This window comes from Solibacillus faecavium (genome assembly GCF_014836905.1).
GTDB lineage: Bacteria > Bacillota > Bacilli > Bacillales_A > Planococcaceae > Solibacillus > Solibacillus faecavium.
In genome coordinates this window covers 16618-33294 of the sequence record NZ_JACSPZ010000003.1, presented here as the reverse complement: position 1 = coordinate 33294, position 16677 = coordinate 16618, and the positions used below count along the sequence as shown (strand labels likewise).

General features: G+C 36.5%; 15 protein-coding genes and 1 other annotated feature. Of the genes, 4 read left to right on the top strand and 11 right to left on the bottom strand.

Going from position 1 to position 16677, the window contains the following annotated elements; translation table 11 throughout:
* Positions 1-138 precede the first annotated feature (138 nt).
* Positions 139-1809 carry an FAD-binding dehydrogenase gene (locus H9635_RS07060; RefSeq protein WP_191699477.1) on the bottom strand — a complete coding sequence of 557 codons (1671 nt, stop codon included), beginning with the start codon at positions 1807-1809 and terminating at the stop codon, positions 139-141.
* A gap of 376 nt (positions 1810-2185) precedes the next feature.
* Positions 2186-2431: a binding site (T-box leader), on the top strand.
* Between the two features lie 80 nt (positions 2432-2511).
* Between H9635_RS07060 and serA the strand changes: the two genes are divergently transcribed.
* Positions 2512-4134 (top strand): phosphoglycerate dehydrogenase, encoded by a 1623-nt coding sequence (gene serA, locus H9635_RS07055; RefSeq protein WP_191699476.1) that lies wholly within the window; start codon positions 2512-2514, stop codon positions 4132-4134.
* Between the two features lie 286 nt (positions 4135-4420).
* A complete protein-coding gene (locus tag H9635_RS07050; protein ID WP_225231178.1) occupies positions 4421-5662 on the top strand; it encodes a polysaccharide deacetylase family protein in 1242 nt (413 codons plus the stop codon).
* Between the two features lie 90 nt (positions 5663-5752).
* Here the strand turns inward: H9635_RS07050 and H9635_RS07045 are convergent, their stop codons facing one another.
* From H9635_RS07045 to H9635_RS07020, 6 genes are all read right to left on the bottom strand, one after another.
* Entirely contained in the window at positions 5753-6127 is a 375-nt protein-coding gene (locus H9635_RS07045) for a DNA polymerase III subunit delta (protein WP_191699474.1), read from the bottom strand.
* A gap of 111 nt (positions 6128-6238) precedes the next feature.
* Positions 6239-7027 (bottom strand): HAD family hydrolase, encoded by a 789-nt coding sequence (locus H9635_RS07040; protein ID WP_191699473.1) that lies wholly within the window; start codon positions 7025-7027, stop codon positions 6239-6241.
* Positions 7028-7148: 121 nt separating this feature from the next.
* A complete protein-coding gene (locus tag H9635_RS07035) occupies positions 7149-7397 on the bottom strand; it encodes a DUF3006 domain-containing protein (protein WP_191699472.1) in 249 nt (82 codons plus the stop codon).
* A gap of 256 nt (positions 7398-7653) precedes the next feature.
* Complete coding sequence (locus tag H9635_RS07030; protein ID WP_191699471.1) at positions 7654-9156, bottom strand: coproporphyrinogen III oxidase; 1503 nt, start codon at positions 9154-9156, stop codon at positions 7654-7656.
* 180 nt (positions 9157-9336) lie between these two features.
* Positions 9337-9681, bottom strand: a complete 345-nt coding sequence (locus H9635_RS07025) for a YlbF family regulator (protein ID WP_191699470.1) — start codon at positions 9679-9681, stop codon at positions 9337-9339.
* Positions 9682-9703: 22 nt separating this feature from the next.
* Positions 9704-10849, bottom strand: coding sequence for a DUF445 family protein (locus H9635_RS07020; RefSeq protein WP_191699469.1), 1146 nt, complete (start codon positions 10847-10849; stop codon positions 9704-9706).
* 107 nt (positions 10850-10956) lie between these two features.
* Here H9635_RS07020 and H9635_RS07015 point away from each other — a divergent pair, with 107 nt between their 5' ends.
* Positions 10957-11166 (top strand): YheE family protein, encoded by a 210-nt coding sequence (locus H9635_RS07015; protein ID WP_191699468.1) that lies wholly within the window; start codon positions 10957-10959, stop codon positions 11164-11166.
* Positions 11167-11592: 426 nt separating this feature from the next.
* On the top strand, positions 11593-12900 hold the full coding sequence (locus H9635_RS07010) for a hemolysin family protein (protein ID WP_191699874.1): 1308 nt from the start codon (positions 11593-11595) through the stop codon (positions 12898-12900).
* Between the two features lie 56 nt (positions 12901-12956).
* On the opposite strand, the gene H9635_RS07005 is transcribed toward H9635_RS07010, so the two are convergent.
* The 4 genes from H9635_RS07005 to H9635_RS06990 form a co-directional block, all read right to left on the bottom strand.
* Positions 12957-13604 carry a response regulator gene (locus H9635_RS07005; protein WP_191699467.1) on the bottom strand — a complete coding sequence of 216 codons (648 nt, stop codon included), beginning with the start codon at positions 13602-13604 and terminating at the stop codon, positions 12957-12959.
* A 10-nt stretch (positions 13605-13614) separates the two neighbouring features.
* A complete protein-coding gene (locus tag H9635_RS07000) occupies positions 13615-14727 on the bottom strand; it encodes a GAF domain-containing sensor histidine kinase (RefSeq protein ID WP_191699466.1) in 1113 nt (370 codons plus the stop codon).
* Between the two features lie 134 nt (positions 14728-14861).
* Positions 14862-16142 carry a DUF4179 domain-containing protein gene (locus H9635_RS06995; RefSeq protein ID WP_191699465.1) on the bottom strand — a complete coding sequence of 427 codons (1281 nt, stop codon included), beginning with the start codon at positions 16140-16142 and terminating at the stop codon, positions 14862-14864.
* On the bottom strand, positions 16142-16645 hold the full coding sequence (locus H9635_RS06990; RefSeq protein ID WP_191699464.1) for a sigma-70 family RNA polymerase sigma factor: 504 nt from the start codon (positions 16643-16645) through the stop codon (positions 16142-16144). Before H9635_RS06990 ends, H9635_RS06995 begins: the two co-directional genes overlap by 1 nt.
* Between the last annotated feature and the right edge of the window lie 32 nt (positions 16646-16677).

Below are 16677 nucleotides of genomic sequence, written 5' to 3'. Positions count from 1 at the left end.
CTTATAAATGAATAATCATTCATTTCGACATAACTAAATGATATCCCTTTAATTTTTCAAAACCAATATAAATAATAGTTCGTGTGATTGACTCAAGCTCTGTCACACTGTATGTTTCAGCGCCTGACCTTATTACTTTTAGGTCATACTCGAATACTTATGGGCAACAGCTAAATATTTTCCTACTTGCAAGCCTGTAAACAAGCATCCCCCTAAAAATGTCCCTTCTAATGAACGATAGCCATGGACGCCTCCACCACCAAATCCACTCACTTCACCAGCAGCGAAAAGTCCTGGTATAGGATTTCCTTCCTCATTAAGTACTTGCCCGTTTAAGTTTGTTTGTAATCCTCCTAATGTTTTTCGTGTCAAAATATTTAAGCGTACTGCAATTAATGGCCCTGCTGATGGGTCCAATATTTTATGAGGTTTTGCAGCACGAATTAATTTATCCCCTATATAATTTCTAGCACCATGTAATGCTGTAATTTGTGCATCTTTTGTAAAGGGATTTTCAATTTCCCGATCTCGTGCCAATATCTGCTCTTTAATATGCAGGAAATCAAGTAAATCACTCCCTACAAGTTTATTCATACCTTCCACTAAATCTTTTAAACTATCGGCAATTACAAAATCTTCTCCATGATCCTTAAAATCCTGAATTGCTTTTGGCGGTCCTGGTAAAACACGTTTCAACACATCTTTAATACTCTTTTTTGTTAAATCTAGATTTTGCTCTGAACCCGACAAAGCGAATTCTTTTTCAATTATTTTTTCAGTCAAAATAAACCATGAATAATCATATCCAGTCTTCTGTATCGCTTCAAGTGTACTTAATGTATCAAAACCCGGAAAATTCGGAGCAGTAAAACGGTTTCCTAATGCATCAAACCACATTGATGAAGGTCCAGGCAATATGCGAATACCGTGATTATTCCAAATAGGTTCCCAGTTTTTCAGCCCTTCCGTATAATGCCACATGCGGTCTCGATTGACGATGCGACCGCCAGCTCGTTCAGTAATCTCCAACATTTTACCATCTACATAGGCTGGAACTCCTGCCACCATGCTGTTTGGCGGTGTCCCGAGTCTGGATGGCCAATTTTTCTTAACCAACTCGATATTCGCCCCAATTCCGCCACTAGCTACTACTACTGCATCTGCCAAATACTCAAATGAATCTACTACTACTCTCGAACTTTCTTCACCACGTCGAATAATACTATTTTCCAAAACATTTCCCCGAATACCTGTAATGGTCCCATCTTCAGTAATCAACTCTGTTACTTGATGCCGCGGCAAATAGGTAATATCCCCTTTTTCAGAGGCATTTAATACTTTATTTGCAAACGGTTCTACCAATGCAGGACCTGTCCCCCATACGATATGAAAGCGCGGAACAGAATTCCCATGTCCCCCTGCTAAAGAGCCACCTCGCTCTGCCCAACCAACGACCGGGAAAAAATTAATGCCTTGGGATTTTAGCCAGTTGTATTTCTCTCCTGCAGCAAAATCGATATATGCTTTTGCCCATTCATACGCCCAATGATCCTCATCCTCTAAACGGTCAAAGCCTGCCGAACCACGCCAGTCCTGCCATGCAAGCTCTTTATTGTCTTTAATCCCTAACCTTCTTTGCTCAGGGGAATCAACTAAAAATAAGCCTCCAAATGACCAAAATGCTTGCCCCCCAATTGAATTTGCTGGCTCCTGGTCGACTAGCAGCACCTTTTTCTTCGCGTCGATTAGTTGACAAGCTGCCGTCAATCCAGCCAACCCTGCTCCAATAACGATTACATCATAATGCATATTTTACTCCCCCTTTATATGTACATATGTATTACCATTTCGAGTTATTTTACATTTCACCTTCTATTTATTTTCCAATAAAAAAAAGGCTTAATTTAAAACGTGACAAAATTATGTCACAAAATAAAAAATAAATTTTAATGATTATTTTGAAAAGTCATAAATTTTCTGTAAATTTAATTAAATCTTATTATATCAACATCGTTAGCGCTTACATAGGAAATAATAAATCCGAACATTCAATTAATAATCAATTAAAATAGTTCGCTTTAAAGCACTTATTTATTAAACAAAAAGAAAATTACTCAAATTATTCTAAAAACTCCGTTGACAAAGGTGAACAATCGGGTTTATGATGTTATCAACTTAAACACAGCAAAATATAACGATAGAGACATGCTTTTCGAATGTATTACCAAAGAGAGCTGATGGTTGGTGTAAATCAGTGTATGCTTCGAATTCGCTCCACTCTTGAATAGAATAGCTGAAATTTATCAGTAGGTTATTCCGTCCCATGCACGTTACGCATATGGATAAGGTTGTACATATATTTTTCAAAATATTATGGCAACGAATAAGGGTGGTACCGCGATTTGTTTAATGAATGCCTTTCGCCCCTTACGTTACACGTAAGGGACGGAAGGCTTTTTTTGTTGAATCATTTCAGTAAATTAATAAAGAATTTAGAGGAGAGATTTTATTATGACAACAGAAGTAATCGAACAAGGCACAAAAACAATTAATGTATTTATTGCAGATCCACTTAGTGATGACGGTATTTTTCCATTACGCCAAGAAACAGAACTAGATTTGAATATTATTGTTGATACAGGTTTAGCACCTGAAGATTTAATGAAAAAAATAGTAGATGTAGACGTATTACTTGTTCGTTCTCAAACTACTGTTACACGCGAAGTAATTGAAAAAGCGAAAAACTTAAAGCTTATTGGTCGTGCTGGTGTAGGTGTTGACAACATTGATTTAAATGCAGCAACTGAACATGGAATTATCGTTGTAAATGCTCCAGATGGTAATACAAACTCTGCGGCTGAACATACAATCGCCATGATGACGTCACTTGCACGTTTTATTCCACAAGCGTTCAACACATTAAAAAATGGAAAATGGGATCGTAAATCTTATGTAGGTGTAGAGCTTAAGAATAAGACACTTGGTGTTATCGGTATGGGACGTATTGGGGCAGAAGTAGCCTACCGCGCTAAAGGCCAACGTATGAATGTTATCGCATATGATCCATTCTTAACGGAAGACCGTGCTAAAGAATTAGGTATTACAAAGGGTACTGTGGATGAAGTATGTGCTGCAGCTGACTTTGTAACAGTTCATACGCCGTTATTACCAGAAACACGTAATATCATTAACAAGGAACGTTTTGCAATCATGAAAGACGGTGTTCGCATTATCAACTGTGCGCGCGGCGGCATTATTAATGAGGATGATTTATACGATGCTATTGTCGAAGGTAAAGTAGCTGGTGCTGCACTAGACGTATTTGTTCAGGAACCGGCAACAGATCATAAGCTATTAACATTGCCACAAGTTATTGCTACACCTCACCTAGGCGCATCTACAGTAGAAGCGCAAGAGTCAGTTGCAGTTGATGTTTCTAACGACATTATTAAGTTCTTTAAAACAGGTACAGTAACAAACCCTGTAAATATGCCGTCTATTCCAAAAGAAAAGCTTGCAGAAGTTGAGCCATTCTTCGCATTAGCAGAAAAGCTTGGAAAGTTTTTAATTCAAGTTACTGAAGAAAGCATTCAACAATTAAATATTTCATACGCTGGTGAAGTCGCAAACTTTGATGTTCGCCCATTAACGGCAAATGCCATTAAAGGACTACTTTCTACAAACCACGGCTCTCACGTAAATGATGTTAATGCACGTTATTTAGCAGAACGTATCGGCATTCAAATAAATGAACATAAAACAACAACAGCAAAAGGTTTTACAAACTTAATTACAGTTGAAATCGTTACAGAAACTGAAACACATACAGTAGCAGGGACTTTATTAAATGGTCTAGGTGCCCGCATCGTAAAAGTCGAAGGATTTGTAGTAGACGTTATCCCTAACGGAAATCTTCTTTATATTAAAAACCAAGATAAACCAGGTTCTATCGGACGTGTCGCTACTAAATTAGCTGAAAAGAATATCAACATTGCCACAATGCAAGTAGGACGCGATCAAATTGGCGGATCTGCTGTTATGATGCTAGTTGTTGATAACGAAGTGACTACAGAAGATTTACTGTTCGTAGCACAGCTCGAAAACATTGATGAAGTAAAAGCTATTTCACTTTAAACTTAACTACGGGGCTTTGTTAAAGTAAACATTACCTTTAACAAAGCCTTTCTTCGTAATAACTAGCTTTCGGGTACAGCCCCTTTTTTGTTTTCATAATTTCATTTACAGTACATATGTTTAAATGTAATGGTATCTCTTTGTTTTAAGTCAGTATAAATAATTTATAGGTTTTAGAGAAAGTGAATTAATCTACACTATTCCTCCTTTCTACTTTCACTTTACTCGCGTATTTTTATATTACTAAAGGGGAATTAAGTTGAAAAAAGTATTCCATTTTTATTTTATGATTTTTTGTTTAATTGGCTTTTTTACAGTAAATGTCGAAAATGCTTCCGCTGCTCCTTCAGCCATAATTAAACTAACAACGATAGAAACCGAAGTATTAAAAGAAAATCTGCAGGAAAAGATTATTTCTCTATCAAAGGCGACCCCTATTATCGTATTAGCTGAAACTGAAGGTTGGACGAAAATTCAGTATAAAACGGTAATTGGCTTTATAAAGAGTGAGTATTTAAAATCGGTTTCTCCCCAGTACATGCTCGTTAAATCCCAAAAAGAACCGCTTGTCCGCGTGACGAATAAACAACACAGCGGGTCTATCGGAAAACTTTATTTAAATAGTATTGTTGAACTGTACGGATCTAACTCTACCGACTTTGTATTCATAAAATACGGTGGCCTGGCAGGGTATGTAAATAAGCATGCTCTCATAAAGCCTACTGGAAAAAAGATGAAGGTAAAACCTACAAAAGATTTAGTAGTCCGGTCTATTGCTAGCTCATCGAGTGATGAAATAGGGACTTTACGTAAAAACAGTAATGTCACAATGTTTACAAACTTAAGGGGCTGGGCGTTTGTCACATCTGAGAGTCTATCTGGCTATGTGCCTATGAATGGTTTAACGACTCCTGCACAAAAAACTGTACCTCTGAAGCCATCCAAACCTAAAGCGGTGCCACCTGTGAACGGAAAAAAAATTGCCTTAACATTTGATGATGGTCCCCACCCGAAAGTGACGAGGCAAATATTAAAAACACTTGAAAAGTATAATGCAAAAGCTACATTTTTTGTTATTGGCCAAGAAGTGGTGAAGTACCCTGAAGTTTTAAAGGAAGTATATGAAGCAGGCCATGAAATTGGCAATCATACATACAATCATGAAAAGCTGACAACATTGTCTCAAAAAGAAGTGAATCATCAAATTCAATCAACGGATGAGTTAATTAAATCTGTTATAGGTAAAAAAGCAACGGCTTTCCGTCCGCCTTATGGGAGCTATGATGAAACCATTATAAAGCAGTTAAAAGTACCAAACGTAATGTGGACAATTGATACACTGGATTGGAAACACCGCGATCCGGAAAAAACGGCGCTTGCTATAGAGGAACAAGTAAACAACGGTAGCATCATATTAATGCATGATATTCACCAAGCAACTGCAGATGCATTAGAAACAATACTTATTGATTTACAAATACGAGGTTATACATTTGTGACAGTTTCAGAATTACTAAAAAAGCAATGATTCGAGTTGTTTAAAAGAACTAAAGAAAAAGCATCGCAAACAATTGAAAAATTTGCGATGCTCTTTATTGTGATTCCTATACTGTATATTTTAATAGAATGATTTTAAATGTAAGAACGTCAATTGCTGAATCATCGGATCTAACTGTATTTCCTGAAATGCTTGAGTAGTGAAGCCATTGTTTTGTGTTACAGCCAATGCTGCAATTACAACTAAAAACAAAACACCAACTGCAATAAAGGCCGTTAAAATCCGGTGCGCCTTTTGCATCTCACTATTGGAGTGCTGTCTCTTTTTATTACGTATGAGTTGGAAAAAGCGGTCTTCATTTTTAGGTAAAGTAAGTACATGTTCGCAAGTTAAACAAAGGTTTGCCGTATGATGAGCTAATGTCACGCTATTCACTTGGATAGATTCATTTGTACGGTTACAGTTTTCACAGCGGTATGTATTAGCATTTCCCATAGGAAGAACCTCTTTCATTAGTTTCTTATTAATTATGATAACATAAATATTCAGAAAATTCATTCTTATGAACAAAATAAAAACGCACCGAATGAACAGTGCGTTTTAATTTTATATCGATTTTAATAGCTGTAAAAACTCCGTTAATGATGTCACTTCAAAAGTTGGCACTACATCGGGGTTTTTAGGTTTGTTTTCACGGTTAATCCAAACGTTCCGCATGCCGACACGAGATGAACCTAAAATGTCCGTCATTAAGTTATCCCCCACCATAATGGCTTCATCTTTTGTTAAACCTGCTTTATCCATAACAAATTCGAAAATAGAAGCATCTGGCTTACCTTTACCAAAGTCTCCTGAAATAACGATATGGTCAAAATAAGGGACAATTTCAGGTGTAATCTCCAGCTTTAAATTTTGTAGGCTTGGTGCTCCATTTGTAAGTAAAATTAACTCGTATTTCCCTTTTAATTGATCTAACACCTCAAAAGTATCTTCATAGAAAAACGGGGCTTTTTTACGTTCCTCAACAAAACGCTCTCCAAGTTCCGCGCCTAGTTCAGCATCTTCAATCCCAATTGCTGCTAAGCCGTTTGTCCAAGCTTGGGCACGATATACAGGCACAATTTCCTTCATCTGTTGAAATTGTGGTGTAGGATCATCAAATGTCCCCCAAAGCCCCTCAAAAGGGTTTATTCCGATTAAGACTGTGTAGTCGTATGTAGAATAGCTTTCATACAATCCACGTGCCGCCACTTTGACCGCCTCTTCCAATTCTCGGGAGTCTACATTTTTTATAGTTGCTGCATAGTCACACGTTTTTTCAAATGCCGTTTTTACTGATTTTTGATCAAATAATAAAGTATCATCTAAATCGAATATAATTGTTTTAATTGCCATTGTTATGCTCCTAAAATTAATATATGTACTCATATATTCTACCATATAGAAGCGTCTAGTTTCTGTTACTTTTTGATTTTTCTAACTTTTCAAATCAACCGTTAACGTACTGCGCCAAAACTTATTTGTTCTTATTTCTTAATTGCTCTAATAGATTGTTGACACGCTGTTTTTGATTAGCTGTTTCTTCCGGTAATAATCTAATCGTATACGCAAAGCCATCATCTTGAATTTCTACAATGTCGCCTTCTTTCACTTCTACTGAAATTTCATCACGTTGGATTAAAAGTTGGTCCGTTTCTTGAGTACGTTTTAAAAAAATTGCATAATCTCCTTCAAATCGATCCAGCGTATACTTATTGTCATTCACTTACAATCTCCCCCTTCGCTTTTATTCATTTGGTATTACTTTCATTGCAGTCAGCATTATACCTTTACTGTTTAAAATGCAAAAGTCTCTTCACATATTTTTACTTACAAGCTAACTTGGACACTGCCGTGTATCTATTTCATATGATACCCAATCTGGTGTGATGACAATCGTTTCCTGTTTCTCCACTAGGTAAAAACAACAAATAGCACATACCTCAGAAAGTGGCTGTGCTATTTGTATAGGACCTAACTAATCAAGAATATAGCTCCTCTAAAATAGCTATTTTCTTTGCAATTGATTCTTCAAATGTCAGAATGTATGCGGCAGGATCTTTCGGATTATGGAATTGTGTAATCTTTCCTGTTTCGGGATGCACAAACTTTGAGGATGCCCCACAGCCAATACCTAAAATTGTTTGTACTTCTTCCATAATGACAATATTGTAGATCGACTCTTCTTTCGGTTTACAATAGCCGACATTTTCTAAGTTACCTAGAATATTTTTCTGGCGGTATAAATAATACGGTACATAGCCATTTGCAGCTGTCCATTCTGTTGCCATCTGCATCATTTCCCCAACTGTCTCACGGTCGGCAACTTTATACTTATCCTTATTTCGAGTCATTTCGGAAGCACGTTTAAAGCTCAATGTATGAACAGTTAAGCTTTCCGGTTGCATTTTAGCCGATTCTTCCAAAGAATGTTTAAATTCTTTAATGCCTTCATTTGGCAAACCGATAATCAAATCCATATTAATATTGTTCATACCGGAATTGCGTGATAGCCAAAACTTTTCTACAGTTTCTTCAACAGTATGATGGCGGCCAATTGCTTTTAATGTTTCTTGCGTATAACTTTGCGGGTTAACGGAAATACGGTCAATCCCCCATTTTTTCAGCACTTCGATTTTTTCCGGTGTAATTGTATCCGGGCGTCCTGCTTCTACCGTAATTTCACGAATGGACTCGGGATTCGGGAATGCATCAAACATTGTTTTATATAATGCATCCATTTCATGCGCCTCAATAGAAGTCGGTGTGCCCCCACCCCAGTAAATCGAAGTAATGCGCATATTTTTTTCTGTCAGCCATTTACCCATTTCACGTAGTTCAATGTGAAGGCCATCGATAAATTTTTCTACCCGTCCTGCCTTACGATTTGATTGGATCGCATAGGCCGGGAATGTACAATAAGCACACATTGTCGGACAAAACGGTACCCCAATATAAATTGAAATTTCCTTTCCAAGCTCATCCAAATCAGGAATAATCGTAAGTTGTCGCTCAACAATCGCTTTCATCAATGCGATCTTTTGATCTGAAATTCGGTAATCCTCTTTTAGTACCGCGGCAATCTGTTCATCATTCATACCGGCTTTACGATATTTATGATAAAGCTTTGTTGGACGTACTCCTGTCAGTATCCCCCATTGCTGTACCATACCTGAATATTGTTCAAGTACATCAAGCATGACATGGGACAATGCACGTTTCATCCGGATGTTTTGCTCTTTCTCAGTTCCTTCTGTCGTATACTGAATGGAATAATCACTCGTATATTCTTGACCATCCACTAGAAGTTTGGCATAAGTAGAAATCGTAAAATTTTCATCGATTGCTTTGTTAAATTCAATCGACATATCCGAACCGTCCTGCTCAATTTGAATAACGGAGTCTTCGTAAAATAAATTTGCTATATGATTAAGAACACGAGTCCAATCTTCTTTAAACTGTTCATTTATATGAATTGTTTTCATAATATTTCTCTACTTTCTTAATTTTAAATAATAAAAATCTATCTCATTGTAACAAAAAAACCTCTATAAGAGAAAAATGAATTATTACATATATTATTTGACACTTCTTATTAAACAAACTTTCACTTTTTAATTGCAAAATAAAAAAGGAGCGCAGTATAACTGTGCTCCTCTTCCTTTTTATAGTCCATCGTATAAAGATTGGATTGGCTGTGTAATAATGCGATTAATTTCTTGAATCACAGCACTTAATGCCATTTCAGCTTCAAGCATTTCTAAAATTTTCACATTTTGTTGAGCAAGTTGCGCTGTTTTCTGTAAAAATACATATTCTTCTTCAGTAATCTCTTCACCAGCATTTTGTTTATCTTGCATCTTCAATTGAACATCACGGAAGTTTGTAAACAAAACTTTAGCCTCTTCATCTTCACGTACTGTTTCTACTGCCTTTTGTAAATTTTGAAACTCATCAGTCTTGCGGAATGTTGCTTCCAATTTATTAATATCTTCATAAATATTGATCATGTAATAGTCCTACTTTCTAATTTTAGTTCGTCATAAAGACGATTAACGCTTGTATGATCCCGACAAGACCACCTATAATACCGCCTAGCCATGTAATTAACTTTAACTCTTTACTAATAATACCTAGTACGAGCTCTTCTAATTTGGCAATCGGGAAGGAATCTACTTGCTCACGGACAACTCCAGCTAAATTCAGACGTTTTAATACGTCTTCAAGTTTTCCTTCAGCAGCTAAAAATGCTTTATCCATTATTTTCGGAAGTAAATCATTAGTAGCCCACTCTTTCCCTTTTGGCCAATAGTCATTAATTGTTTTATCCAGGCGTGTTTCCAATGCGAGTGCATTTTTTGCATAGCTTTGGACATTAGCTTCAATCGTATCAAAATTCACATCATTCATAAAGTCCATTGCAGGACGATTTTTAATTTTTTCCCATTCTGCTATGAAAATACGGTGTAAAAGCGAAGCGGTTCCTGGCGCCTGGAGAAACTTTATGAGTTCCCTTTGGACTTTATCAACAAGTGATGAAGAATCCCCTAAAAACATCTGAATCATCCCACCAAAAGAGCCTTTTGTCGATAAGAAGTCATCCAGCATATTTTTAATTGTCATCGTACCTTCTGGTGACGAAAAATAATCTTCGCCCTTTTTCAAAATTTGTATGACCGCTTCATCAATTTTCCGGTCCAATACCGGCTCCAAATCATCAGGTAATAACTCTCTAATTGATTTCGTAGATAATGTATTTTTTACGGAAATAAATTGAGTATGGATAATGTCATTGACTTTTCCCTCAACAGATTGTGGTAATTGTGTAAAACCAGCTAAATGAATCCAATCATTAATTGTTTTCTCATTTGTAAATACTTCTTGCGCTACTTTATTTTGTGCGTAGGTTAAAACATTTGTGCGTATTTCCTCAGATAAAAATTTCTTTTTAATCGTTTCAGGTGTCAGTAAGTACTCTGAAACTGTTTTTCCGAGCTGAATCGCCAAATCTTCTCGACGCTTTGGAATCAAGCCAGGCGTCAATGGCAACTTCCACTTTTTAAAGTATATTGGCTTATACGGTCTAAATAACATCTTAATCGCCATATAGTTTGTCGCTGCACCAACAGCAGCACCTACAACACCAAGCAGGAATAATAACGAAATAAATTCTCCCATTTTGCTCACTCTTTCTTCAACATGTGTATGTTCTATTATTAATTTTTTAAAAGATAAATTGCAACAATGTACTACTTTCTGTACGATTAAATAGGGAGGGAAGTTTCATGATTCAACATTTTAGCTTTAAGCCCCTATTTGAAAATAGTCAAATACCGGGTTGGTCAATTAGTTTCTTCTTTGAGCAGAATCGTTATGCAGCAGAGTATTATAAAGATGGTAGTATTCAATTTATTGGTGAAGGTCCTTCAGAAGACCAAAGAGAAAATATTGAAAAAGTGATTCATGAATTAATGCTTTTTCACGTATATGAATAAAAAATTAAAGTGGGAGCATCCGATTATTTATTCGGATGCTCCCACTTTTATGCGCGTTTCGAGCTAATCATAATTTAGTAGCTGGCTACGGGTATATGTATTTGCTGGCTATTTTTTATATTTCCCGTCTACTAAATTATCACTATCTACTTCTTCACATTAGCATATATTTTCTAAAATTTCAATTTTCTATTAATTCAATTGTATATTATTTAAATTTTAAATAACCCTACAATTTCTCCAGTAATTAAAAACAAATTATTTCCTCAAATTTCAAATTGAAAAATTGTTTTTTTTACGTAAATATTTTATGATTATATTATTAAAATTTTTTTAGGAGGTGTACTCTTTATTTGCCACGCTCATTTGCGCCGCAAATAGGGAATATAGTTGGACGTAGACATAGGAATCGAACTAACCATTAGGTTGATAGCATTTGCTATCTTAATTGCCGCTACGGCATTTTTCGTTGCAACTGAGTTTGCAATAGTTAAAGTAAGGACAACAAGAATTGACCAGCTCGTTGCAGAGGGTAACAAACCTGCAATTAGAGCAAAAAAGGTAATTTCAAACTTAGATGAGTATTTATCTGCTTGTCAGCTAGGAATTACGATTACTGCATTAGGACTAGGATGGTTAGGAGAACCGACTTTTGAAATTCTTCTTCATCCACTATTCGAGTTCTTCGGCTTAAGCGGTAGTATCACATCTGTTCTTTCATTTATTGTTGCCTTCTCACTCGTAACGTTTTTACACGTTGTCGTAGGGGAATTAGCACCAAAAACTCTCGCTATTCAAAAAGCAGAAGCTGTAACATTAAAGCTATCAGGATTAATAATACTATTCCATAATATCATGTATCCATTTATCCGTACATTGAACGGGTCGGCACGTGCATTAACAGGGCTTTTCGGCTTAAAAATGATTTCTGAATCTGAAGAAGCGCACTCTGAAGAAGAGCTTCGCATGATTTTATCAGACAGCTTTAAGGGTGGGGAAATTAACCACTCCGAATATGAATACGTTAACAGTATTTTTGAGTTTTCTGATCGCATTGCGAAGGAGATAATGGTACCTCGAACTGAAATAATCAGTATTGAAAAAGGTCAAACAATTCGCGAAGTATTTGAAGTAATGGGGATTGAGCAATATACACGCTACCCAATTACAGACGGTGACAAAGACCATGTCATTGGCCTTGTCAATATGAAGCATTTATTGACAGCTTACATTAAAGACCCTGCAAATGGCGATAAGCTTGTTGAGGAATATATGCAGCCGGTTATTCGTGTAATTGAAACGATTCCAATTAGTGATTTATTATTAAAAATTCAAAATGAACGTATTCACCTAGCTATTTTAATGGACGAATACGGTGGTACTTCCGGTTTAGTAACGATTGAAGATATTATTGAAGAAATTATCGGTGATATTCAAGATGAGTTTGATGAAGATGAAATTCCTGAAATTCAGGAGATCGCAAAAGATCACTACATTTTTGATGCTAAAATGTTATTGCAAGATATGAATGATATTTTAGGGACAACAATTGAAGATGAAGATATCGATACAATCGGCGGCTGGTTTATGACACAGCGTTTTGATATGCAAGTAGGCGATACCATTGAAGAACAAGGTTATCAATTCAAAGTTACCGAATTGGATGGACATCATATTTTATACTTAGAAGTAACTAAACTTCCTGAAATTGAAGCAATAGACGAAGAAGTATAATTCAAAAAGAACGCACCTTTTAGTATTAAAAGGTGCGTTCTTTTTAATTTGTGAACTTATCCATCGTTCGTTTCGGTTAAATTATGCTTCACAGCGTAAAGAGCTGCCTGGGTACGATCCTGAACTTGAAGCTTCGTAAAAATGTTGGAAATATGTGTTTTCACAGTTTTTTCTGTTACATAAAGTGATGAAGCAATCTCTCTATTGCTTTTCCCCTTTGTCAATTCAGCCAGTACATCCTTTTCCCTTGGTGTAAGCGGATTTAAAATATGAGGCTTATTTTCGTCTTCTCGAAGCCCTTCTTCTAATTGTGATGTAGCTTCCGGATGAATTGTATTTTCGCCGCGCATAATTTGCCGAATCGACTCTACTAAATCATCTGGCTCAATATCCTTTAATTGATAGCCTGATGCACCAGCTTCCATCGCCGGCAGCACATGGTCCTTATCCGAAAAACTTGTGAGCATAAGTACTTTCGTATCCGGCCACTTACTTTTTATTTTTTTTGTCGCCTGAATACCATCCATTTCTGGCATGACCAAATCCATAAGTACGATATGCGGCGCAAATTTCTCTACTAGCTCAATTGCTTCTAGACCGTTTTTAGCTTCCCCTACAACTTCGATATCTTTTTGTGTTTTTAAAAAGAATAATAGCCCTCTACGTACAACATGATGATCATCTGCAATTAATACGCGTATCATCGAACTCCCCCTAGTATGGTAAACGAATTAATAACTCTGTCCCTTTTCCGATCTCACTTACCCAATCAGCAGTCCCACCTACTGCATGGACCCGGTCAACGATTGACTGCAATCCAATTGAAGGTATATGGCGATGAGCCTCAATATTAAAGCCCTGCCCTTCATCTTTAACAACGAGTAATACATCCGTAGCTGTTACGCTAATATAAATTTCTGCTTGTGTAACGCCAGCATGTTTACGCACGTTATTTAATGCCTCCTGCGCAATTCTAAATAGCGTTTCTTCTATTCTTGAAGGAAATTGGATAACACCCGAAACATTGACCGCCAATTTCAAATTCAGCATTTCAGCATATACTTTTATCGCTTCAATGAGTCCACTTTCCAATCCTTTTGGACGCAATTGCCATATAAGTGCACGCATTTCTGTCAGGGCTTCTTGTGTAAGCTGTTGGATGTCTTTAAACGTTTCCTTAATATCCGGCTGCTCGCTCATTTCAATCCCTGCTCTTGCAGTTAAAGTTACCGAAAAGAGCAACTGATTAACAGAATCATGTAAATCCCGAGCCAAGCGATTTCGCTCCTGCACAAGGGCAATTTCCTGCTGTTCATTTGTTAAATATATGCGCTTTATCGCAGAGCCCATTTGAAATGCGACTGATTCCAGTAAGTCCAGATCCTCATCGCTAAAGCGTACTGTATTTCTCGATGCAACATTTAGTAATCCAAAACGTTCCTGACCGGATTGCAATGGTACTGTCGCATGATGTGTAATGTCGCTATGCTCGCCAACATTCGCTTCTATCGCGCTTTCAATTCGTTGGCACTCAATAATATTCGAAGCTTTTTCCAGTTCCTCATTGCGGAAGCGTGACACACACCAGCATCCACCGCGCTTTAAATGCTGACAATCATTGTAGCTAAGTGCATCCGGTAAGTTTTGCTTCACTACAAGCTCCGATTTTCCTCTTTCATCAATAAAGAAAATCCAACCTGTCTCAAATTTTGTTCCACTTAAAAATTTTGAAAGTGCCCCATTTAACATTGGAATCATTTCGGTCTCTTCATTTAATAGCTCTGCAATCTCTTTCAATATTGCAATATTCGAATGGTCTTTTGTCATTCTGACTCTTCCTTTGCATCATTCACTTTTCTATATCATACCATTCCATTTAATCAGTTCGCACCGCTATACACCTCATACTTTTGAATGAAAAAAGTGTCCCCTAATTAAACGGGACACTTTTTACTTACAAGTTAATTTTGCATAGGAATTTTAATTTCCGCTGTTCCATCTAAATAAGAAGGATAACTATAAAAATAAATTTTAACGGGATTTGTGTATTTTTCAATATCATAGCTAATAGTAAATTCATGATGCTTTTCATCCATTTCCGAGATGGAGGATGTTCTTTCACTTAATTCTCTGCCTGTCGCATCAATCGCATTAGACAATAGTTGACGGTAATGTTTCATGTTTGCTGCCTTATATTGTACTCTCAACTGTTTTGGATACACTTCAACTTTTGATAAATCAATAAAATCAGGAGCAAAAATTACCTCTTGCTTCTCAAAATCAACTTCCATATAATCCTGCCCTTTAGGTAAAGCTTCCACTTCAGAAATCTTTAACGTCAGTGACTTAGGTTCTCTAAAATAATTACTTTGTAAATAATGGGTCATTACATTTTCATCCGTAGCCCCCATACCCGTTATGCCACTCGAAACCTTACTCCAAATTTCATTATTTTCATCCAACAGCTCAATTGAATTAAAGCTTAATATACGCTTGTCATTATTCGGGTCAATCGCAATTTCAATCCCTACCCGTATTGGTGAAATCCGAACTTCTTTAACAGTAAAACGTTGCCCTTCTATTTCTAGCTGTTCATTAACTGCATATACTTTTGTTTTCTTAATTTCATTTTTTAATTCGAACGGTACATGTATTGTGCCTTCTTTTAATATAAATTGAACTTCAAAGTTTGGATTGCTGTAGTCCATTCCTTCAGCTGAAACAACTTCAATCTTACTGGCAAATTCATACGTTTCTTCATCTATAAATGTACTATAGGACACACCTGCTTTTACAGGCTCGCCATTTTGAAATACTTCTAAATTTACATTCTTATAGTCATTCAAATCCTGTTCACTGCTTAACCGATACATAATGAACATTCCTGTTTCATCTGCTATAACCTCTTCAATTACTGCCTTGACCCCATTTAGTTCAGCTGATGCATAAATTTCCTCATTATATCCTTGCTCCAACACATCCTCGATTCCCTTATTATGAGAAATGAGCTCGACAATCGTTTCTAATCCCGGTACCTTTGATACGGCATATGCGATTGTCGGTGAAAAACGTATGGACAAAATAAAAAGACAGATGACTGCAGCTGAGATAATGGTAGCTGTCCAATAATTTCGCCTTTTTTGGTCCGCTCTTTTTTTCATGATTGCTTGGGCTCTCGCTGCTCCTAATGCTTCATTTGGGGTGTTAAGCTTATTTAAATATTCCTTTAGCTTATCATCCATTATCGTTCACCTCTTTCTATTAAAATCCCTCGAAGTTTTCTAAGCGTATGGTGCAAACGAGATTTAATTGTTCCTTCTGATACTTGTTGAATTTGAGCGATGTCTTTCATTTTTAAATCTTTAAAAAATCGTAAATATATAAGTTCTTGCTGTTCAATCGGCAGCTCTGCTATAACATCTGCAAGCTCTAAAGGATGGACCTCTTCATTCGGTATTTCTATATCTTCCTTCAAATCATAACGAGCTTGTTTCTTTTTCATATCAAGACAAATATTAATCAAAATACGAATAAGCCATGTCTGCAAATATTCGGGTTGTTTGACTGTATGTATTTTTTTTAGGCAACGGTACGTCATTTCCTGAATCGCATCGACTGCATCATATTCGTTTTTCAAATATGCAAAAGCTATTTTATAAAATCCGTCTTCATAGCTCTCTAACATTTCAACAATTGCTAGTTCGTTACCAGCAATCGCACTTTTTATAAGTTCCTGCTCATCCATGAAAGACACCTCCCTACTTATTAGACATTTGT

Excerpts from the sequence above, each read along its gene's own strand:
- H9635_RS07000 (WP_191699466.1), bottom strand. The coding sequence starts at position 14,727 with ATGACAAAAGACCATTCGAATATTGCAATATTGAAAGAGATTGCAGAG.
- H9635_RS07005 (WP_191699467.1), bottom strand. The coding sequence starts at position 13,604 with ATGATACGCGTATTAATTGCAGATGATCATCATGTTGTACGTAGAGGG.
- H9635_RS07020 (WP_191699469.1), bottom strand. The coding sequence starts at position 10,849 with ATGGGAGAATTTATTTCGTTATTATTCCTGCTTGGTGTTGTAGGTGCT.
- H9635_RS07015 (WP_191699468.1), top strand. The coding sequence starts at position 10,957 with ATGATTCAACATTTTAGCTTTAAGCCCCTATTTGAAAATAGTCAAATA.
- H9635_RS07025 (WP_191699470.1), bottom strand. The coding sequence starts at position 9,681 with ATGATCAATATTTATGAAGATATTAATAAATTGGAAGCAACATTCCGC.
- serA (WP_191699476.1), top strand. The coding sequence starts at position 2,512 with ATGACAACAGAAGTAATCGAACAAGGCACAAAAACAATTAATGTATTT.
- H9635_RS07030 (WP_191699471.1), bottom strand. The coding sequence starts at position 9,156 with ATGAAAACAATTCATATAAATGAACAGTTTAAAGAAGATTGGACTCGT.
- H9635_RS07050 (WP_225231178.1), top strand. The coding sequence starts at position 4,421 with ATGATTTTTTGTTTAATTGGCTTTTTTACAGTAAATGTCGAAAATGCT.
- H9635_RS06995 (WP_191699465.1), bottom strand. The coding sequence starts at position 16,142 with ATGGATGATAAGCTAAAGGAATATTTAAATAAGCTTAACACCCCAAAT.
- H9635_RS07060 (WP_191699477.1), bottom strand. The coding sequence starts at position 1,809 with ATGCATTATGATGTAATCGTTATTGGAGCAGGGTTGGCTGGATTGACG.
- H9635_RS07040 (WP_191699473.1), bottom strand. The coding sequence starts at position 7,027 with ATGGCAATTAAAACAATTATATTCGATTTAGATGATACTTTATTATTT.
- H9635_RS07045 (WP_191699474.1), bottom strand. The coding sequence starts at position 6,127 with ATGGGAAATGCTAATACATACCGCTGTGAAAACTGTAACCGTACAAAT.
- H9635_RS06990 (WP_191699464.1), bottom strand. The coding sequence starts at position 16,645 with ATGGATGAGCAGGAACTTATAAAAAGTGCGATTGCTGGTAACGAACTA.